Raw genomic sequence first — 20,184 nt, 5'->3', positions numbered from 1 at the left:
TTAAGTAAACCTGATCATCTGATTTTTAAATGATCAGGTTTGGCAATGATCTCTAGATCATATACTTGAAATAGTTATAACTCGGGTGGTTTTCAACAAAGACGTAGTTTTGTTTTTGATAGAAACTGGCAGCCAGTTTGGTATCGGTCTGTAAACAAAGTGCTGAATAAAATGGTCGTGCCAACTGCTCCAGATAAGCCAGAAGCTGCTTACCTACACCATGTTGACGATATTTTGGATGCACATAGAAGCGACGTACCCGTCCAATCCTTTCTTCAATGCCGTTATCACCCCATTGCTGGTTTAAGCCGCCACAGGCAATCAGTTTATTACCATCATAGGCACAGGCCAGAAATTCATTATTTTGACTGAAACAGTTTTTTCCAGTGCGGTATTCTTCAATTAACTTATCAATCAGGTCATAACCTTCTTTACGCGCCAGTGTCGCTAGAGTGTCAATCTGATCAGGGAGCTGCTCGGCTGTTACAATCTTAATATCCATATACCCACACTGTTTTAGATGATTGTTCAAATGTCGCACCAGTATAACTGCTTGGTACTCTAATCTTATAAATAAAATCCAACCTTTAAATCAATGGCTGCACTCGCTACCGTTTAAAAATAAATCAATTCTTAGACCAAAGATTCAAGCTGAATAAGTTACAGTATTTTTTAAAGTATTCTGAAAATGTTTCAGTGAACTACAGCAAACCCGAGCAATCGTGTAAACTTAGCACTTTCATTTTTAATGTGATATTTGGATATGTCTACTGTTGACCTTTTTGCGATTGGCAATGCGCTGATTGACCAGGAATTTAAAGTTTCTGATGAGTTTTTAACTGCACATCACTTGCAAAAAGGCACCATGCAACTTGCGGATGGTGAAGCTCAGGCTACTCTGTATCAAAACTTAAAAGCAACTCAAACTTATAAAGGTCAGGCTTCAGGCGGTTCAGCAGCCAATACTACAGTTGCATTTGCAGCTTTGGGCGGCTCTGCATTCTATGCCTGCCGTGTCGGTAATGATGATTTGGGTCATATCTATCTGCATGGCTTAAATGAAGCTGGCATTAAAACTACAACCCAATCGATTAGTGAAGGCGTAACAGGTACCTGTATGGTTCTGGTCAGCCCAGATTCTGAACGTACCATGCATACCTATTTAGGTATTACTGCTGAACTCACAGATGAACAGATTGACTTCCAGCCTTTAACAACTGCTAAATGGCTCTATATCGAAGGTTATCTATCCACTTCCGAAACAGCACGTCAGGCCGTAAAACAGGCGCGTGAAATTGCCAAAGCCAATAGGGTTAAAATCGCATTTACCCTTTCTGATCCTGCGATGGTGCAATATGCCCGTGCCGGTCTGGATGAAATGATTGCAGATGGCGTTGATCTCTTGTTCTGCAACCAGCAAGAAGCATTGATGTATACCGAAACAGATACCATCGAAGCAGCTCTGGTTAAACTCAAGGAATTAAGTCAATACGTTGTCATTACAATGTCAGCTGAGGGTGCGCTTATTTCCAATAATGGTGAAACCTTCACTGTACCGGGTCGTGCTGTAGCTGCAGTGGATGCCAATGGTGCTGGCGATGCTTTCGCGGGTGCTTTTTTATATGCACTTAATGCGGGTCTTGGTTTAAAAACAGCAGCAGAACTGGCAATTTTAGTATCTAGTCAAGTGGTAGCGCAATTTGGGCCACGACTGGCGGTTTCAGAATACACAGCATTATTAAAAGATGTTCTTAAGGAATGTGCTTAATGTTAAAAATTTGCATGACTGACGATATTCCAGAGCGTGAAGCACGCTCTTTTGAACTTCCGAATGGGGATACAATTTTTATTACCCAGCGTGATGGTTCGTTTTATGCTTACCAGAATATTTGTCCACATTTACAGGTAGAACTGGAATTTCTGGAAAACCAGTTCCTGGACCGTGATCAGGAGTTTATTGAATGCTCTACTCATGGCGCGCTGTTCGTTGTAGAAAGCGGCGAATGTATTTCTGGACCTTGCCAAGGTCAATCACTTGAAAAAGTTGATATTACCGTGCATTCTGATGGCGGAATTTATCTTTCAGAATAATAGCTAAAACGGATTTTGCCATGCCTGAATTTTTACTTGACTATAACCTGATGCCATTTCATCTCAGTTTATTGTTCATCATTCTGCTTGGCATGGCAAAAACAGTTGCCTTCTATTTTAAGCTTAAACCCAGTCAACTCCTGAAACGCATTTCTCCGTATGACTTTCAGAATGTTGAATGGCTGAATGTTAAATTCTCCAAAACCCTGATTGTTTTTTTCTTCCTGATGAATTTTAGCTTTGCCGGCTATTTGCTTCAATTTCTGATCTACTCACAGGAATATCATTTCTTACCTGCCTATTACATCATTCTACCGGCATTGATCATTGCGATTTTCTTTACCGTATTTATGATCCATTGTCTGGATCAGGTCATTCCACCTAAATATAAAAAGAATGATGTAAACCTGCTAGGCCGTTTAGCCACGATTTCAAGTGGCAATGCCCGTCCTGGCTTTTCTGCCCAAGCGCGAGTTCGGGATGAGTATGGTCAATTGCACTATGTTCAGGTTGAACCTGAATTTGGCGAACTGGAATTTCAGTCTCAGATTATTTTAATCCGTCTTAGAAAATCGCATTATGTGGCCAAGAAGATCTGTAAATCCAACCGACTCTTTAGCCTGAATCTGGAAGAAGCTTAAAGTTCATGCAGTTCAATAGAAAAAATCCCGGCCAAACGTCGGGATTTTTTTATTGGATAGATTGATTTATTTTTTAAACAAGCCTGAGACCATATTCAATACATTCTGAATATCGTTATTGGCTTCCTGTTTACTGGTCTGCTCACCTTGTGGTGTCAGTGAATCAATAATCTGCGGCAAGACCTGAGAAATGGCGCTATAGACATCCTGCTTAGGCACATGTGTCTCTTGTGCGACCTGTTCCACTTCCTGATCATCAAACAGGTTTTGTACCTGCTGCGGATCAACATTGGCATTTTCACCCGGGCCAGTAGATACCCAGTCATCAACTTGGCTATTTAAACCTTGTCCTTTGAGTTTATCCAATGCTCCTTGCAAACCGCCCTGTTTCTGAATCCAGGCCAAGACCAGTGGCAAGACAGCAATCAATAAAGTCTTTGTTGTTGAACTGCCACCCAGTCCAGAACTTGGTCGAGCGGAAGATTGGCTCCCACCTCCGAGCTGGCTGAGTACAGAACCCAAAATTGCACCTAGGCCATTTTGCTTGTTTTGCTGTTGTGAGTTTTGATGCTGCTGATTTTGATTCTGGTTTTGCTGATTGGCATTATTGATATGACCCAATACTGATCCAAGAATATCTGCCAATCCCCCTTGCTGGGAGGAACGCTGCTGGGATTGCGACGGGTTATTTCCTAGGGCTTGCTTGGCCAGCATTTCCACAATACTACTAAGATTGGTCATAACTCATTCCTGTATACGCCTTCTCTACAGAATAGAGTCTGGGCTTATATTTTCCATGCAGGATTTTGTTAATATTTGCAATACTGATATAAGTCCTTCCTAGCTTTCCAATTTTACCAGCGATATTTATCCCAGTTTTCAGGGTTAGCCCAGAATTTAGAGTTAAACCAGTCTGGCACATGTTTATAAGTTAAAATATTGAATTGCCAGAGTGCAAAATCCGCCCCATGAACCGTCTTGTCAATCAACTGGGTCAGACCTAAAGACCTGAGCAGTTTTTCATCCTGCAAGCGACTCACCACAACCAGACGTTTTGCAAATAAATCACGCATTTTAACCAGAATTTGACTCTTCTGCTGTTCTGGTAATGCTAAGGTTTCAGGAGTATCCAGCATCACTACTGCCAGGTCATAACGCTGTTGAAAAGGCAGATTTAAAACCTCAGATACGTTAAAATAGTGCCATTGAATAGATTGCTGAAACTGAGATTGGGTTAAATCCTGCCCGATACAAATAGCAGTATGAATTGGCTGTTCCTTGGCGAAGTCGTCTAGCATTGAAGTGATGACATTCTGTTCAGCCATGACTGCATCCTTATGATTTAAGTGAGTAATTTTTTATGGAACTTCAGGGCATTTGCCATAAAATGCACGTCGGTCTTACAGACCTTAGTGTAACTGATCAAAATACCCAGCGGGCAAATGTTGAATATAAATTAATATTAGATGGATCAGAAATTAACCTTCCATTCCAGTTAGGTCAGGAAATCGAGATTGAATGGACTGGAAATATCTATTGTGTTTCTTGCGGCAAAAAAACTTCTAAATCATTCTCACAAGGCCACTGTTTTAAATGTTTTAAAACTAAAGCGTCATGTGATATGTGCATCATGAAACCAGAAACCTGCCATTATCATTTAGGTACTTGCCGGGAAGATGAGTTTGCACAGAATGTCTGCTTCCAGCCACATATTGTTTATCTGGCCAATTCTAGTGCATTGAAAGTCGGAATCACCCGTATTAATCAAATGCCGACTCGTTGGCTGGATCAAGGTGCAACTCAAGCCCTTCCTATCATGAAAGTGGGTTCTCGCCGTCTTTCCGGTAAACTGGAAGTGATGTTTGGTACTCAGGTCGCAGATAAAACCGACTGGCGTAAATTACTCAAAGGTGAAGCGGAACCTTTAAATCTGATTGAGGTTCGCGATCAGCTGATTGAAGAATTTGCACCGAAAATCCAAACTGTCCGTGAAGAGTTTAATCAGAATTTGCAGTTTAATGAGAATATTGAAGTTTTGGATAAGGAATTACCACGTGAGTTCATCTATCCGATAGAGCAATATCCAGAAAAAATCAAATCTCACAATTTAGATAAAACTCCAGTGATCCGAGGCAAACTACAAGGGATTAAAGGCCAATATCTGATTCTGGATACTGGTGTGATTAATATCCGTAAATATACAGGTTATGAGCTAATTTTTAGAGCGGAATAAAATGACCGGATTTCAGAAGAGAGTTATATGCTCTCTTCTTATTTTGGATATTATTTCTTACTTAAGAAAATAAAAAACCAGCCCGTAGGCTGGTTTTTTAAAAGCGAATCTTATTTGATTTTTGCGTGAGATTTTAAGTAACGCGTATAATCATCAAATTCTTGTTGACCACGAAGCTGTTGATACAATTTCACCAGCTCACTACGTTGCTCTGCACTTAAAACATCGATCGGATTTTTCTTCACTTCAGAAACTGCCACAACCACCAATTCATTTGGCATATTTGCTGTCGTTACTGACCAGTGACCTGCTTTAGGCGCTGGCACGCTAAATGCTGCACGTTGTACATCACGCTTAAGCAGACCTTCTGCGCGTGTATAGATGCCTGCATCTTCAAATACCAGTTTACCTTTCGCAACGGATGCTGCAGGCTTGGTTTTAAACTCATTCAATGCAGTTTGAACTTCAGCTTTGGCCGCAGCAAATGCTTTATCTTGAATCAGTTTCGCTTTTACTGCTGGTTTAGCTTCTGCCAGTGTCTGCTCCCCTGCTGCATGATAATTGCGAACTTTTACCCAAGCCACATCACCATTGGCTAACTGAATGCTTGAAGATGCATTACGGTCGCCATTTTTCACGTCATCATTAAAAAGTTTAACTTTGACAGCTGCATTACTTAGCAATGGATCACGTGTCGCAAGGGTCACACCATTTGCTTTCTGAACCTGAACACCCTTCACTTCCTGAGCAACAACATCCAGCGAGTCCGCACTTACGACCATGTCATTCAGACTGTTTACCGTATCAGAGAATGTATTAGATTTTTTCGCTGCCAATACTTCTTCAGATAAACGTGCTTTTTGAGATTCAAACGATGGAACTGCTACATCAGGCAATTGGACTGAAATAATATGGTAGCCATAATCCGTTTTAACAGGCGCTGAAACTTGACCAGATTTTAAAGATGCAACAGTCTGATCAAAGGTAGTACCGAACACACCTTTTTCATAGACAGCAATAGCACCGCCTTTAGACTTAGATTCAGGATCCTCAGAATATTGAGCTGCTGCTTGTGCAAAAGTAGTACCAGCTTTGATTTTAGCTGCAATTTCGCTTGCCAGTTTTTTGGCCTCAGCATCGCTACGACTATCTGCAGTCACCAGAATATGTTTAACCTCTGGTTTTACATTCTGCTTCTGGTCAGCCACAAATTTATTATAAGCTTCCTGCAATTCTGCATCAGTAACCGCTACATTGGCAGTATCAATATTGCTCGGCTTGATCACCACATAATCCACATCAACGCTAGTCGGTTGCTTGAACTGGGATTTGTGCTTTTCATAATATGCTGCAATATCAGCTTCTGATACTTTTACTGCTTTTTTATAGCTGTCCAGATTCACGCTAGCGATATGAATATGACGCTGTTCAGTTTGCAGATCTGCAATTTGCTGCATTTCAACCGGACTGACCAGTGGATAATCCATAAAAGTAGAAGACAGCATTTTCAGTGCATGGTCTTTACGTAAACTTTCTACTAAAGCATTGTTGGTCATGCCAATTGATTTCAGGTAATTTTCATATAAAGCATTAGAAAATTTGCCATTCTCCTGGAAAGAAGGCTGCTGTGAAATCATTTGTGCGATCTGCTGGTCACTCAGGCTAATTCCCAGTTTTTCAGCCTGTTGCAAGAGCAAAGTACGCGCAACCAAGGTATCCATCGCTTTTTGATCGATGAAGCTTTGATTTAATAAGGTTTCATCACCATTGGCATAACTTAAGTATTGTTGTTTGAATGATTTTGTCAGTGACTCTAATTCTTGTTTAGAGATATCAGTTCCATTGACTGATTTTGCTGCATCAGAATTCCCGCCGCTAAAATATCCTTCAATACCTACAAGCGCTAAAGGGGTTAAAAACAGAACGAGCAAGACCTTGCCCAACCAACCCTTAATAACTTTACGAAAAGATTCCATAAGTATTCCAATATTTTATTTGCAGAGGATTTTAACCGAAAAAACCCATTGAATGAATGTGTTAATCAAAACAATTAAATCTATCAATAAAAAACGCGCCAAAGAAGGCGCGTTTTAGGATTGAAGCAGCTTAAGCAACAGCGTCTTTTAAGCCTTTACCTGCTTTGAAGCTAGGTACTTTGCTTGCTTTAATTTCAAGAGTAGCACCAGTTTGTGGATTACGGCCAGTACGTGCAGCACGCTCTTTAACGCCGAAAGTACCGAAACCAACTAGAGTTACTGTATCACCCGCTTTTAAAGCTTCAGTAACAGAAGCAATTGTAGCATCTAAAGCTTTACCTGCGTCAGCCTTAGATAATCCCCCTTTCTCTGCAATTGCATCAATTAATTCTGATTTATTCATGAAAACTACGTCCTCTTAATATCGTTTATTTAAGGTCCAAGAATTTGTTTAAACTACCATAACGCCTTTATAGCAATGCTTTAGGTATAAACGCAATACTTATAAACCTCTTTTTTTTCAAAATATATGCGAAAAAAACATTGAATTATGAAGAAAATCATTTTGTGTGTATTTTTTCCAATAATTCTTTCTGTATTTTTTCTTGCTGCAAGGTCAATTCATCAACCTTGGCATGCAACTGAAGAATTAAACGCTCCAGATGTTGTACATCCTTCAGTGTGACTAATCCTATACGATTCAAGGAATGATGAACAGAGTTGTCGATCAGTTTTTCAACCTTATCTTTGGTATCTGTCACAGATTCGCGTGCTTTTTCGGAGACTTTTTCCACAGTTTGATCTGCAATATCGACTGTTTTGGATTCCAGCTCTTCTCCAACCTTGACCAGCGAGTCAAACAGTTTGTTGCCTTCTTCCTCTGCCCGGGAAAATGCCCCAAGGCCAGCCAACCAGATCTGCTTAGTATATTTACGAAAGTCCAGCATTGAACGTCGCTCTGAAGCAGACTTTGACTTACTCTTCACTGGTTTTTCAATCAATTCCTGATCTGTATCTTGTGTCGTTTTTGTTTTATCCATGTACACGACTCCTGCTTATTTTCTATGCAAATATCATAAAATTATCTACAAAATCACCGCATAATAGCAAATTTAGGGCTTGATAGATTTGCTAAACTGTTCTACAAAGCACTTTATTTCAAGTCTAATTTGATTTAACCCTGAAATCTTTTACTCAGCAGGATGCTTTTTCATTTTAATTTTCAGGTAAGGATTGGTTGTATATATGAGTGAATCGCAACAAAGTCAAAATCAACCACATTTGTTGCTTACGATGACTTTAATCGTTTTAGAAACAATATTCACGTTCATTCTCAAACATGACCGTGTTGTTGCTCTTCAGGCGAAGAAGTTTGTAGATGAGAATATTACAATAAAAATCAATAGTTATATTCCATATTTTGATTTCTATGTTCAGTTTACCAAAGACGGGCTGTTATTTGACTATAAAGCACCAGGCAGAGTTATTGATCTGGATGTTCGCACTACTTTAATGGATCTGATTAAGATCTTTATCTTTGGCAATCGCAGAAGCATTCGTGCAATGCGAATTGACGGTAATCAGGTTTTAAAAGACGAGTTCCGTGATTTACTGACTTTATTTGCCTTACCTAAAGTCTTGTCTGACTGGAAGCACTGGTTATCTGAACCACCGGCAGATGAGACCGATATTGTTTCATCAAGAAAACGTATTGCGCCTTTATTAAAGAAAATTGAAGATCAACGTTCTAAAATTAATAGCCTGCAAGTTGAAGTTAAACAGTATCGTAACCGCATTAAACGTATGGAGCGCCGTCAAAAGCGGATCAATATGGTCTTTAGTATAATCACAGTACTTTTGATTGCGTTATTAGTGTATAATTGGATCAGCGCGTAATTCTTTCAATTTCAGAAAATTAAATACGCTCGCCATTCACAAAAATAACTTGACTAATTTAGTCGGGATTCATAAAATCTACACATCTAGTCTAACCATGTGTATCGAATCATGCGCCTAACCACTCGCGGTCGCTACGCAGTGACTGCTCTACTTGATTTAGCTTTGCAGCCATCTGAACAAACGATCACGCTTGCTGAAATTGCAGCACGTCAAACTATTTCTGTTGCCTATCTCGAGCAGTTATTTGCGAAACTAAAACGTCATGGTCTAGTTTCGAGTGTTCGCGGTGCCAATGGTGGATACCATTTAGCACGCAGCGCAGATGAAATTACTGTGTTAGCAATTATTGAAGCTGTAAACGAAACAGTCGATGCGACTCGCTGTGACCATAAAGGCAACTGCCAAAATGGCGCGATGTGCTTGACTCATGATTTATGGCAAGAACTCTCCCACCACATTGCCGATTATCTCGCAAAAATCACCCTTGCTGACCTTGTAGCCCGTGACAACGTTCAAACCGTGTCATTACGCCAAAATTCAGCAAACATTGATTCAGCCCTTTTATCGGTTACAGGTATTTGACATGAAACGTCCGATTTATCTTGACTATGCAGCAACAACTCCGGTAGATCCTCAAGTTGCAGAACGTATGATGGAATGCTTAACTTTCGAAGGCACCTTCGGTAATGCAGCATCTCGTTCACATGCTTATGGCTGGCAAGCGGAAGAAAAAGTTGAATACGCCCGTGAACAAGTGGCGAATTTAGTAAAAGCTGATCCGCGTGAAATCGTATGGACTTCAGGTGCAACTGAATCTGACAACCTTGCATTAAAAGGTGTGGCTCAATTCTATGCATCTAAAGGCAAACACATCATTACTTCTAAAATTGAACATAAAGCAATTTTGGATACATGTCGTGAGCTTGAGTCTGAAGGTTTTGAGATTACTTATCTTGAGCCGCAACCAAAAACTGGCTTAATTACTCCAGAAATGGTTGAAGCAGCGATTCGTCCAGACACCATTCTTGTTTCCCTGATGATGGTAAACAACGAAATCGGTACGACAACTGATGTTGCTGCGATTGGTGAAATCACCCGTGCGAAAAAGATTTTCTTCCACGTTGATGCTGCACAGGCTGCGGGTAAAGTTGAAATCGATCTTTCTCAGTTGAAAGTCGATTTGATGAGCTTCTCTGCACATAAAATCTATGGTCCTAAAGGTATTGGTGCCCTGTTCGTACGTCGTTCACCACGTGTACGTCTAAAAGCACAAATGCATGGTGGCGGTCATGAACGTGGTATGCGTTCAGGTACTCTTGCGACTCACCAGATCGTTGGTATGGGTGAAGCATTTGAACTTGCAGGCAAAAATTTACAGTCTGAACAAACTCGTTTACGTGTCCTTCGTGACAAGCTTTGGAATGGCTTACAAGGTCTTGAACAGGTCTTCTTAAATGGCCACCCAACTCAAAACGTTGCAAACTACCTAAACGTAAGTTTCAACTTTGTTGAAGGTGAATCATTGATGATGGCACTGAAAGATGCAGCGGTATCTTCAGGTTCAGCATGTACATCTGCAACACTTGAACCATCTTATGTACTTCGTGCATTAGGTCTTTCTGATGAGCTTGCACACAGTTCGATCCGCTTCAGCTTTGGTAAGTACACCACTGAAGAAGATATCGATCACGTTTTAAATATCACTAAAGCTGCTGTTGAGAAATTACGTGAACTTTCTCCGCTTTGGGATATGTACAAAGAAGGTATCGACCTTTCTACAGTTGAATGGGCTGAGCACTAATTTTTGACTCTGAGATAGCTGTATTTACGCTGCTATCTCATTGATAAAAAATTTTTAATCCCCATATTTATATTAAGGCTGACCCCGAGTTTTGGAGAAGCAACATGGCTTATAGCGAAAAAGTAATTGATCATTACGAAAACCCACGTAACGTTGGTGTTTTAGACAAAAATGCAGAAAACGTTGGTACTGGTATGGTCGGTGCACCTGCTTGTGGTGACGTAATGCGTTTACAGATCCAGGTAAATGATGAAGGCGTGATTGAAGAAGCACGTTTTAAAACTTATGGTTGCGGTTCTGCAATTGCATCAAGTTCATTAGTGACTGAATGGTTAAAAGGTAAAACCTTAGACCAAGCACAAGCGATCAAAAACATTGATATCGCTAATGAATTGGCTCTTCCACCAGTAAAAGTGCACTGCTCTGTACTGGCTGAAGATGCAATTAAAGCGGCTGTTGAAGACTACCGTAACAAGAAGTCTAAAGCTTAATCATTCGTTTTTTAAAGAAAGATTCACGGAGTTTTCATGATCCACTTAACTGAAAATGCAGCAACTCATATCAGCAATTACCTCAAAAGTCGCGGTAAGGGTGAAGGCATTCGTGTTGGTGTGAAAACTTCAGGCTGTTCTGGTCTTGCTTATGTTCTTGAGTTTGTCGACGAAGTCGATACTCATGACCAGGTCTTTGAACAGTTTGGTGTTAAAGTTTTCGTAGACCCAAAAAGTCTGGTTTATCTCGAAGGTCTAGAAATGGACTACGTGAAAAACGGCTTGAACGAAGGCTTCGAATTTAATAACCCAAATAAAAAAGGCGAATGTGGTTGTGGTGAGTCATTCACTGTCTGATTGCAACAATAATTCTCTTTTTTCAGCATTAAAACAGTGTGAAATACACTGTTTTAATTGCATTTAGGCAGTTATTTTAATTGTCATCAAGCTTAATCATTTTTGCATATTAATCGCGGACTCTATCTCCCATGAATCATTTTGAGTTGTTCAATCTTCCTGTAGCACTCGATATTGATTTAGCCACTTTAAAAGCAGAGTTTTTAAAGTTGCAGCAACAATATCACCCCGATAAAGCTGAAGATAAAGATCAGGCTTTGATTAAATCAAGCGAGATCAACCAGGCATTCAAGGCTTTATCAGCGGTTGATAGCCGTGCAGCTTATTTACTGTCTTTAAAAAAACAGGACTATCATCTGGATCAGTCTATTAGCGATTTTGAATTTCTTCAGGATGCACTGGAAATTCGTGAACAATTAGATGATGCCTCATCAGCTGAAGATCTTTCCTCTCTGAAAGTTGAAGTTCAGCAATGGATTGATGGTCTGGTTCGTGAGTTCAAAATTGACTATGAAGATGAAGACTGGGGTGAAGCTCGCGATACCGTGCGTAAACTGCGTTTCTTTGTTAAAGTCATGGCGGACATCGACAAAGCGGAAGACCGTTTTCTGGATGATGACAGCTTTGATCTTGATGACGAATTTTAATTTTTCTATTTAATTTTAACGTGCAAAGGATGTAACACTATGGCTCTCTTGCAGATTGCAGAACCAGGTCAATCAAGTGCACCACATGAACACCGCATTGCGATTGGTATCGATTTAGGCACCACCCACTCTTTGGTCGCCACGGTTCTTTCAGGTCAAGCCAAAGTACTCAAAGATGAACAAGGTCGTGTGTTACTTCCTTCTATCGTTCATTATGCAGCACAAAGCACCGAATATGGCGATGATGCCAAACCTTTTATTACCACCGATCCTAAAAATACGATTGTATCCGTAAAACGTTTTATGGGGCGCTCCCAAGCAGATATTAAATTCCAGCATCCTTATGCCTTGGTGGGCGAAGCGAATGAAATGCCGGCATTTGAAACTGCACAAGGTCGTAAAACGCCAGTTGAGATTTCTGCGGAAATTTTAAAGCAGCTTAAAGAACGTGCTGAAGCCAGCTTAAAAAATGAGATTAACGGTGCCGTGATTACGGTTCCTGCATACTTTGATGAAGCACAGCGTCAGGCAACACGCGATGCTGCGCAACTGGCTGGTTTAAATGTTCTGCGTTTATTGAATGAACCAACGGCTGCTGCGGTAGCTTATGGACTGGATCAGGAAACCAACTTGAGCACAGATCGCAACTATGTGATTTATGACTTGGGTGGCGGTACCTTTGACGTTTCAATTCTACGTTTCTCTCAAGGCGTATTCGAAGTATTGGCGACTGGCGGCCATACTGCTCTGGGTGGTGATGACCTGGATCGTCTGATTTTAAAATGGGCTAAAAAACAGCTTAATATCGAAACCCTAGATGATGCTGAATATGCGCATTTTATTACTGCTGCGCGTAAAGCTAAAGAAACATTATCTGATGCTGACTCAGTTGAATTAAAGCTGCTTGACCAAAGCCTGACTTTAGATCGTCCGACTTTTGAAGAAATCATCAAGGTTGCCTTGGATAAAACCATCAGCGTATGTAAGCGTGTCATGCGTGATGCCAAGCTGGAACTTGATGATATTCAGAATGTGGTGCTTGTAGGTGGTTCTACCCGCTCGTATGCCGTGCAAAAAGCAGTACGTGATGTGTTTAACCAGGAACCACTTTGCACCATTAATCCGGATGAAGTGGTTGCGATTGGTGCTTCAATTACAGCGAATCAGCTCATTGGCAACAGTAAAGATGGATCATTATTATTAGATGTGACTCCACTTTCTCTCGGTCTGGAAACTATGGGCGGTCTGGTTGAGCGTCTGATTTCACGTAATACCGCGATTCCAGTCGCACGTCGCCAGGAATTTACGACGTATCAGGATGGCCAAACCGCTATGCTGATTCATGTGGTACAAGGTGAACGTGATCTGGTAGAACATTGCCGTAGCTTAGGTCGTTTTGTCCTGCATGGTATTCCACCAATGACCGCAGGTCAGGCACGCATTGAAGTGACTTTCCAAGTGGATGCAGATGGCTTGTTAACCGTTTCTGCCAAAGAAATGACTTCAGGTGTAACTGCACAAATCGATATCAAACCATCTTACGGTCTGTCGAGTGAAGATACTGAACGTCTGCTGTTAGAAGGTTATCAGTTTGCTGAAGAAGATAAGAATCTTCGTCATCTGCAGGAAACCAAGGTGGAAGCACAACGTGAACTTGAAGCACTGGTTCAGGCACTGAAAGTAGATGCTCAATTGATGAATGAACAGCAATTGGCAGAACTGACTGCTGCGCAAGCACGACTTGAGTCCGAGCTACAAGGTACAGATATCAAAGCCATTGAATCTGCAGTAGAACAGCTTAAAATACATAGTGATGCATTTGCTGCTCTGCGCATGAATCAACATATTGATGCTGCCCTTAAAGGCACTAAACTCGACGATTGGTCAAACTCAAACTAATTTAAGGTAAAGACTATGCCACGTATTAAAGTTCTTCCACATGCGCAAATTTGCCCTGAAGGCGCTGAGTTTGAAGTTGAACAAGATGCCAATCTATGTGAAAGCATGCTGAAAAACGGAATCAAGATTGAACATGCGTGTGATATGTCATGTGCATGTACCACTTGCCACGTAATTGTTCGTCGCGGTTTCGACAGCCTTGAAGAAATGAATGATGTCGAAGCTGATCTGCTCGATCGTGCTTGGGGTTTAGAGCCTGATTCCCGTCTGTCTTGCCAAGTGAAGATTGTGGATGAAGATCTGGAAGTTGAAATTCCAAAATATACCATTAATCATGCTTCAGAAAATCACTAAGATTCTGAAATCAAAAAACCACGCTTAAGCGTGGTTTTTTATGGTCTTTATCATTTATTTAAATCATAAAAATTAGATGACTTTTGATCGTTCAGCTGCTCGAAATGCTTCTTCAGCAGACAAAGGTTCAATGACTTCATCTTCAAGTTTTAATTTCACAATTCCTTGAGAGTTGGTCAGTTGCTGTTGGGTTTGAATGCGTTTAATCATTTTCTCCAGCACATGCAGCAACTCTGGATAATCATAGTTTTGCACTTCATCCAGATTTAACAGTAAATGGAAACCTTTATATTCATAATCAAACCAGCGCTGATATTCAACTTTCTGGAAGGCATATTTTTCCATCACTTGCCAGGTGCGTACCGGCGCCTTAATCCCTTTCAGGAAAATTGGCTTTTTAGGTGCACATAGATAGTCATTTTTGATCAGGTTATGGGTATCTTCAGAAATTAGGATTTCATCAACTTCCGCAGCACTTTGTAAGCGTGCAGCCAAATTAGCATCACGACCAACAATGGTATAGGCCATACGGTGATTGGCGCCATAGTTCCCTACGTGGCAATAACCGGTCGAAATCCCCATACGGATATGTAATGGCGGATAACCCATTTTAATCCAGCGTTCGCGTAACAATTTCATTTGCTGACGCATTGAAATCGCCATTTCCAAACAATTTTTAGCATCCTGCTCTACACCATCAGAGTGCGGATCGCCAAAGAAGATCAGGATGGCATCCCCCATGAACTTATCAACCGTTGCTTCATATTTCTTGGCGATTTCAGTCATATGGCTTAAATAGTCATTCAACAGGAAAGCCAAATCATCCGGAATCAGAGTTTCAGAAAGCTCTGTAAATCCCTGAATATCCGAAAAGAAAATCGTGAGTTTTTTACGTTTGTATTCGATCTTAGCTTCAGACTCGCCTTTCATGATGGATTGCCATAACTGCACTGGCGCATAACGGCTGAGCTGGTTAGCAAATTCCATATAACGGTTCATCTGGTCAAAATAATGATTTTTCTTTTGGGTCATATATTGCATACGACCGCTTTGATAGAAATTTCCGACACCAAAATAAGTAATCAAACAGATGAAACCTAGTACGGTGAGTTCCGTACTGGTGGGACTGAAATAGCTAGTAAATCCAAAAATGCCAATGGTAGACAGATAAAAGATCATGGTGCCAATCAGGCCAGCCAGTGACACCATCATGAATGAAATCTTGTTATTAATGGCGGTATACAGCAATGTAACTACTGCCAGTAGAGACAACACCAGATCCAGATGCACAGCTGCAAGTACAACTGATACGATAATCACATCTAGAACAAAGAAGAAATTACGTTTTAAATTATAGTCATATTTATAAATCATCCACCGGGATAATTTCGGTGTGATCACCAAGACCAGTGCCAGAAACAACGGAACGAAAATCTGGTAATTGGTGTCCGGCTCCGTATAGTGATAGACGATCAGAACCAGAGACAGCATGATATATCCCATCATCCGATGGAAATATTCAAACTGTTTCGGTTCCTGATGAATCCAGTCGTCTAATTGCACTCAATTACTCTCTTAAAGTCCAGAATCCTGAATGGACCATAAAATGTATGTCAACGCTTAGTCCATACGCCAGTCAAATGGCATATCCCCTTGACCGCGTAAAGCCAGCATCAAGGTTTGGCGCATATGTGCCAATACTTCACTGCTATAAGGAACTGCTGGAGTGCCCCATACCGGCTTAGGCCATGCCACATCGTTTTGATAACGAACCACATGATGAAAATGCAGTTGCGGCACCATATTGCCCAAAGCTGCGACATTCATTTTGTCGGCACGGAATACACGCGCTAACTGGCTAGATAACCAGCTTGATTCACGTAAAAACTGCTCTTGGTCAGCTTGGCTCAATTCATATAATTCGGTAATGCCTGGTACACGCGGGACCAGAATCAACCACGGAAATTGCATATCATTCATCAAACGACATGTTGATAAAGGAAAGTCGCCTACAAAAAACGTATCTTGAGCAAGTTGTGGATGCAAACTAAACATATCTTTATAAATGATGCAAAATTAGAATGATGGCTAATACTACCATATACAATTGCGGCTGAGTATTGTAAGCGGGTGCTTTAGGGCAATTTTGTATGAATTGTGAAGGACAAAACGGCAAACTATTAGCTTAAATAATTTCATATGAAAACAAGCTGATATTCACACTATATTTATAAAAATGAAATATAGCGTGAATATTCATATTCTATAAAATCTAAAACTATTAATTTAGCTCTTTTAATAGGCTATCCAATAAATCACTGATGAACTGGATTCTTTTTTGATAATCTTCCAGCATCACCATCACTTTTAATCGCTGACCGCCTTCCATCCTGAAATAGGTCGGATGTTTCTGCATCATCTGGATAATACTCATGGCTTGAACTGGTGTATCTGGCGCAAACTCGATATGGCCGCCCTGCCCACCAATGTCAATTTTGGTGATGCCCAATTGCTCGGCTTTAAGACGTAGCTGATGCACAGCAAATAATTGTTTCACCGGTTGCGGAGGAATGCCAAAACGGTCAATCAGTTCCATACGGATATTATCGAGCTTTTCCTGAGTATCGGTATTACTGATGCGTTTATAGAACAGCAGTCGCTGATGTACATCACCCAGATAATCGTCCGGAATCAAGGCTGGCATATGCAGGTTGATTTCTGCAGTTAAAGACAGTGGCACATCAAAATTCGGCGTTTTACCTTTTTGAATCGCTTTAGTCGCCTTTTCCAGCATTTCCATATACAGGCTATAACCGATCGCCTGCATCGAGCCACTTTGCTGCTCGCCTAAAAGTTCACCTGCACCGCGAATTTCCAGATCTTCGGTGGCCAGCATAAAGCCTGCACCCAGATTTGAAGCCCGTTGAATCGCTTCCAGCCGTTTTTCTGCATCACCTTTCAAGGCTTTTAGAGATGGCACTAATAGATAGGCATAGGCTTGGTGATGCGAACGCCCAACCCGGCCACGCAACTGGTGTAACTGTGCAAGACCGAGCTTGTCTGCGCGCTCAATAATAATCGTATTGGCATTCGGCACATCAATCCCGGTCTCAATAATAGTCGAGCACACCAAAACATTGTATTCCTTATGATAGAACTGCTGCATCACCTGCTCCAGTTCACGCTCACGCATTTGCCCATGGGCCACAATGACACGTGCTTCCGGCACCAGATTCCGGATATTTTCTGCAGCACGTTCAATGGTATCGACTTCATTATGCAGGAAATAGACCTGACCGCCACGCAGTAATTCACGCAGAATCGCCTCTCGAATGGTGTCGCTGGTATGTTCCTGCACAAAAGTTTTTACAGCCAGACGGCGTGCTGGTGGTGTTGCAATAATGGACAGATCACGCATACCACTAAAGGCCATATTCAGGGTACGTGGAATTGGCGTTGCTGTTAGGGTCAGCATATCGACATCGGCACGCAAAGCCTTAATACGTTCCTTATCACGCACCCCGAAACGATGTTCTTCATCGACAATCATCAATCCCAAATTATGGAACTGGACATTTTCCTGTAAAAGCTTATGGGTGCCGATGACAATATCGACTTTGCCATCCGCTAAATCCTCAATCGTTTTGGTATGCGCTTTAGATGAACCGAAACGGGAAAGCACCTCAATCCGAACTGGCCAGTCCGCAAAACGGTCTTTAAAAGATTCATAATGCTGTTGTGCCAGCAAAGTGGTAGGCACTAATACCGCAACCTGACGGTTATTTTGAACTGCGACAAAGGCTGCCCGCATGGCGACTTCAGTTTTACCAAAACCGACATCACCACAGACCAGACGGTCCATTGGTTTTGCCAGTTGCATATCATATAGTGTGGCTTCAATCGCATTGGCCTGATCCGGTGTTTCTTCATAAGCAAAGCCGCTAGCAAACTGCATATACAGACTTTGATCAACCTCAAAACTGATCCCCGGCTTAGATGAACGACGTGCCTGAATATGTAATAACTCGGCTGCGACATCATGAATCTGTTCCAAAGCCTTACGTTTGGCTTTATTCCAGGCATCCGTACCCAGTTTATGTAACGGCGCCAGATCTGGATCGCCACCACTATAGCGGCTGATCAGATGCAGGTTAGTCACCGGCACATAGACTTTGGCACCTTCTGCATAATCCAGTTGCAGAAATTCATGATCTTGATCATCGATACTTAAAGTAATTAAGCCTGCATAACGTCCGACACCATAATCAATGTGTACTACTGGCGCACCAATGCTCAGCTCGGTCAGACTGCGGATCAGGAATTCTTCTGATACTTCCTGCTGACGCTTGCGACGACGTTGGACCACACGATGTTCGTAAAGCTGATTTTCCGAGATCACACTGATCCGATTTGTCAGAACAAGACCACGTTCCAATGGTGCACTGGTAATCGCAATCGCATGCAGAGAATCGATAAAAGCATCAAAGTTTTCTACGGTCGGAATATCACCCAGACTTGGACGCAGCGCATCTTTTAAGGTTTCACGCCGACCGGCACTTTCAGCGACCAGTAAAACCGGATGATCGGCCGCATCAATATATTTTTTGACTTCGGTAAAGGGCTTTTCACGTTTTGGATCAACAGGCAAGCGTGGTGGTAACTGGGTATCCAGATTAATCACGCCGGCTTTCTCATCAAAAGCTTCTTGTGCCGCAATGATGCGACTAAACTGATTTAGCTGTTCTAAAAGCTGATTGCTCGGACAGAACAGTGCTTCAGGCGGCAGAATCGGCTGATCAATATTATGGCGGCGATCTTCATAACGGCGAGTTACGTCCTGCCAGAACTGTTCTAAACTCTGCTCCAACGCCTTATCTGTAATGACAATGCCATTCTTGGGTAAATACGAAATTAAGGTACTTTGCCCTTGCATCGCTTCATGACTAAAGAATAAAGGCAGGTAGAACTCAATTCCCGGTGAAGCAATGCCATCCATTACATCCTGATAAATTGGATTTTTCTTTGGATTAGCTGTGGGGAAAAATTCTGCATAACGGTCACGGAAAGTAGCACGACCCTCCTTCAGTGGAAATTCTTGTGCAGGTAATACGGTAAATTGTTCTAGAGTTTGCGTAGTACGTTGCGTTTCCGGATCAAAAAATTTCAGGGTTTCAATTTCATCATCGAACAGGTCAATCCGGATCGGTGCATTTTGACCTGAAGCATATATATCGATAATGCTACCGCGAACTGCAAATTCGCCATGGTCATAAACGGTATCGACCAGATGATAACCAGCCTGAATCAGTTTTTTCTTTTGCTGTTCCAGATCCAGCTTTTGCCCGACTCGAATATCGAAGTGTTCACCCAGCACCCATGAAGTAGGTGCAACACGCTGTGCCAATGTAGAAGCTGCCAGCAACAATACGCCGCTTTGGGGCATATTAGATAAAATTGCCAGACGTTCAGAGACGATATCCTGATGCGGTGACAGACGGTCATAAGGCAAAATTTCCCAATCTGGAAATATGGTTGGTTTAATCCCATAAAATTCCAGTTCGCTTTCCAGTTGACCCAAATGCTGGTTATTACGTGCAACAATAACAAATAGGCGCGATTGCTGCTGCTTGATAATTTCTTTCAGCAATAATGCAGTAGACGAGCCTTGCAGATTGCCTAACCAGCGTTTCTCGCCTGCCTTGAGCTTGGGTAAATTAAGTTGGGAAATTTCTTGTTGGAACATGTATATAGCTTTAAAGTCTAAACAACATGAAGCTTATACTATCACGATGATC

At 41.6% G+C, this 20,184-nt stretch carries 21 protein-coding genes; 12 read left to right on the top strand and 9 right to left on the bottom strand.

Translation table 11 applies throughout. The features are described 5' to 3' along the window. Positions 1 to 52: 52 nt before the first annotated feature. Positions 53 to 502 carry a GNAT family N-acetyltransferase gene (locus FTV31_RS11595; RefSeq protein WP_034170350.1) on the bottom strand — a complete coding sequence of 150 codons (450 nt, stop codon included), beginning with the start codon at positions 500 to 502 and terminating at the stop codon, positions 53 to 55. A gap of 261 nt (positions 503 to 763) precedes the next feature. Between FTV31_RS11595 and FTV31_RS11590 the strand changes: the two genes are divergently transcribed. Genes FTV31_RS11590 through FTV31_RS11580 form a run of 3 tightly spaced genes read left to right on the top strand, consistent with a single transcriptional unit; the run spans position 764 to position 2,732 of the window. Further along, positions 764 to 1,768: an adenosine kinase gene (locus tag FTV31_RS11590; RefSeq protein ID WP_180014985.1), complete on the top strand. Its 1,005-nt coding sequence runs from the start codon at positions 764 to 766 to the stop codon at positions 1,766 to 1,768. Positions 1,769 to 1,782: 14 nt separating this feature from the next. After that, complete coding sequence (locus FTV31_RS11585; RefSeq protein WP_373684488.1) at positions 1,783 to 2,091, top strand: Rieske (2Fe-2S) protein; 309 nt, start codon at positions 1,783 to 1,785, stop codon at positions 2,089 to 2,091. A gap of 20 nt (positions 2,092 to 2,111) precedes the next feature. Next, positions 2,112 to 2,732 carry an OB-fold-containig protein gene (locus FTV31_RS11580; protein WP_005235372.1) on the top strand — a complete coding sequence of 207 codons (621 nt, stop codon included), beginning with the start codon at positions 2,112 to 2,114 and terminating at the stop codon, positions 2,730 to 2,732. Positions 2,733 to 2,798: 66 nt separating this feature from the next. Here FTV31_RS11580 and FTV31_RS11575 read toward each other — a convergent pair whose 3' ends face one another. Together FTV31_RS11575 and FTV31_RS11570 are read right to left on the bottom strand one after the other, a co-directional pair. Continuing rightward, positions 2,799 to 3,473, bottom strand: a complete 675-nt coding sequence (locus FTV31_RS11575) for a YidB family protein (RefSeq protein WP_180014984.1) — start codon at positions 3,471 to 3,473, stop codon at positions 2,799 to 2,801. 113 nt (positions 3,474 to 3,586) lie between these two features. Then, entirely contained in the window at positions 3,587 to 4,057 is a 471-nt protein-coding gene (locus FTV31_RS11570; RefSeq protein ID WP_180014983.1) for a DUF6231 family protein, read from the bottom strand. Between the two features lie 35 nt (positions 4,058 to 4,092). Between FTV31_RS11570 and FTV31_RS11565 the strand changes: the two genes are divergently transcribed. Further along, positions 4,093 to 4,965: a DUF2797 domain-containing protein gene (locus FTV31_RS11565; protein WP_180014982.1), complete on the top strand. Its 873-nt coding sequence runs from the start codon at positions 4,093 to 4,095 to the stop codon at positions 4,963 to 4,965. Between the two features lie 110 nt (positions 4,966 to 5,075). Here the strand turns inward: FTV31_RS11565 and FTV31_RS11560 are convergent, their stop codons facing one another. The 3 genes from FTV31_RS11560 to FTV31_RS11550 form a co-directional block, all read right to left on the bottom strand. Continuing rightward, on the bottom strand, positions 5,076 to 6,941 hold the full coding sequence (locus FTV31_RS11560; protein ID WP_180014981.1) for a SurA N-terminal domain-containing protein: 1,866 nt from the start codon (positions 6,939 to 6,941) through the stop codon (positions 5,076 to 5,078). A 130-nt stretch (positions 6,942 to 7,071) separates the two neighbouring features. Continuing rightward, positions 7,072 to 7,344, bottom strand: coding sequence for an HU family DNA-binding protein (locus FTV31_RS11555; RefSeq protein WP_004786051.1), 273 nt, complete (start codon positions 7,342 to 7,344; stop codon positions 7,072 to 7,074). A 157-nt stretch (positions 7,345 to 7,501) separates the two neighbouring features. Then, positions 7,502 to 7,981, bottom strand: coding sequence for a phasin family protein (locus tag FTV31_RS11550; RefSeq protein WP_125278308.1), 480 nt, complete (start codon positions 7,979 to 7,981; stop codon positions 7,502 to 7,504). 205 nt (positions 7,982 to 8,186) lie between these two features. On the opposite strand from FTV31_RS11550, the gene FTV31_RS11545 reads away from it, so the two are divergent. The 8 genes from FTV31_RS11545 (at position 8,187) to fdx (ending at position 14,389) form a co-directional block, all read left to right on the top strand. After that, a complete protein-coding gene (locus FTV31_RS11545) occupies positions 8,187 to 8,837 on the top strand; it encodes a hypothetical protein (RefSeq protein WP_104426168.1) in 651 nt (216 codons plus the stop codon). 111 nt (positions 8,838 to 8,948) lie between these two features. Continuing rightward, positions 8,949 to 9,422, top strand: a complete 474-nt coding sequence (locus tag FTV31_RS11540; protein WP_004786058.1) for an Rrf2 family transcriptional regulator — start codon at positions 8,949 to 8,951, stop codon at positions 9,420 to 9,422. A gap of 1 nt (position 9,423) precedes the next feature. Further along, positions 9,424 to 10,641, top strand: a complete 1,218-nt coding sequence (locus FTV31_RS11535) for an IscS subfamily cysteine desulfurase (RefSeq protein WP_004786059.1) — start codon at positions 9,424 to 9,426, stop codon at positions 10,639 to 10,641. Positions 10,642 to 10,745: 104 nt separating this feature from the next. After that, complete coding sequence (iscU, locus tag FTV31_RS11530; RefSeq protein ID WP_004786061.1) at positions 10,746 to 11,132, top strand: Fe-S cluster assembly scaffold IscU; 387 nt, start codon at positions 10,746 to 10,748, stop codon at positions 11,130 to 11,132. 36 nt (positions 11,133 to 11,168) lie between these two features. Beyond that, a complete protein-coding gene (iscA, locus tag FTV31_RS11525; RefSeq protein ID WP_004786063.1) occupies positions 11,169 to 11,489 on the top strand; it encodes an iron-sulfur cluster assembly protein IscA in 321 nt (106 codons plus the stop codon). Positions 11,490 to 11,620: 131 nt separating this feature from the next. Next, a complete protein-coding gene (gene hscB / locus FTV31_RS11520; protein ID WP_180014980.1) occupies positions 11,621 to 12,136 on the top strand; it encodes a Fe-S protein assembly co-chaperone HscB in 516 nt (171 codons plus the stop codon). Positions 12,137 to 12,175: 39 nt separating this feature from the next. Beyond that, positions 12,176 to 14,035 (top strand): Fe-S protein assembly chaperone HscA, encoded by a 1,860-nt coding sequence (gene hscA, locus FTV31_RS11515; RefSeq protein WP_180014979.1) that lies wholly within the window; start codon positions 12,176 to 12,178, stop codon positions 14,033 to 14,035. A gap of 15 nt (positions 14,036 to 14,050) precedes the next feature. After that, positions 14,051 to 14,389 carry an ISC system 2Fe-2S type ferredoxin gene (gene fdx / locus FTV31_RS11510; RefSeq protein ID WP_034702567.1) on the top strand — a complete coding sequence of 113 codons (339 nt, stop codon included), beginning with the start codon at positions 14,051 to 14,053 and terminating at the stop codon, positions 14,387 to 14,389. A gap of 72 nt (positions 14,390 to 14,461) precedes the next feature. Here the strand turns inward: fdx and FTV31_RS11505 are convergent, their stop codons facing one another. From FTV31_RS11505 to mfd, 3 genes are all read right to left on the bottom strand, one after another. Continuing rightward, the gene (locus FTV31_RS11505) at positions 14,462 to 15,952 is read right to left on the bottom strand and encodes an adenylate/guanylate cyclase domain-containing protein (protein WP_159122747.1); all 1,491 of its coding nucleotides are present in this window, start codon (positions 15,950 to 15,952) and stop codon (positions 14,462 to 14,464) included. Positions 15,953 to 16,009: 57 nt separating this feature from the next. Further along, positions 16,010 to 16,444, bottom strand: a complete 435-nt coding sequence (locus FTV31_RS11500) for an HIT domain-containing protein (protein WP_004786072.1) — start codon at positions 16,442 to 16,444, stop codon at positions 16,010 to 16,012. Between the two features lie 226 nt (positions 16,445 to 16,670). Continuing rightward, positions 16,671 to 20,132, bottom strand: a complete 3,462-nt coding sequence (gene mfd / locus FTV31_RS11495; protein WP_180014978.1) for a transcription-repair coupling factor — start codon at positions 20,130 to 20,132, stop codon at positions 16,671 to 16,673. Positions 20,133 to 20,184: the final 52 nt, after the last annotated feature.

It is taken from the genome of Acinetobacter sp. YH16031 (assembly GCF_013417335.1).
GTDB lineage: Bacteria > Pseudomonadota > Gammaproteobacteria > Pseudomonadales > Moraxellaceae > Acinetobacter.
The sequence above is the reverse complement of the archived record's forward strand: the minus strand, read 5'-3'. Positions and strand labels throughout refer to the sequence as shown.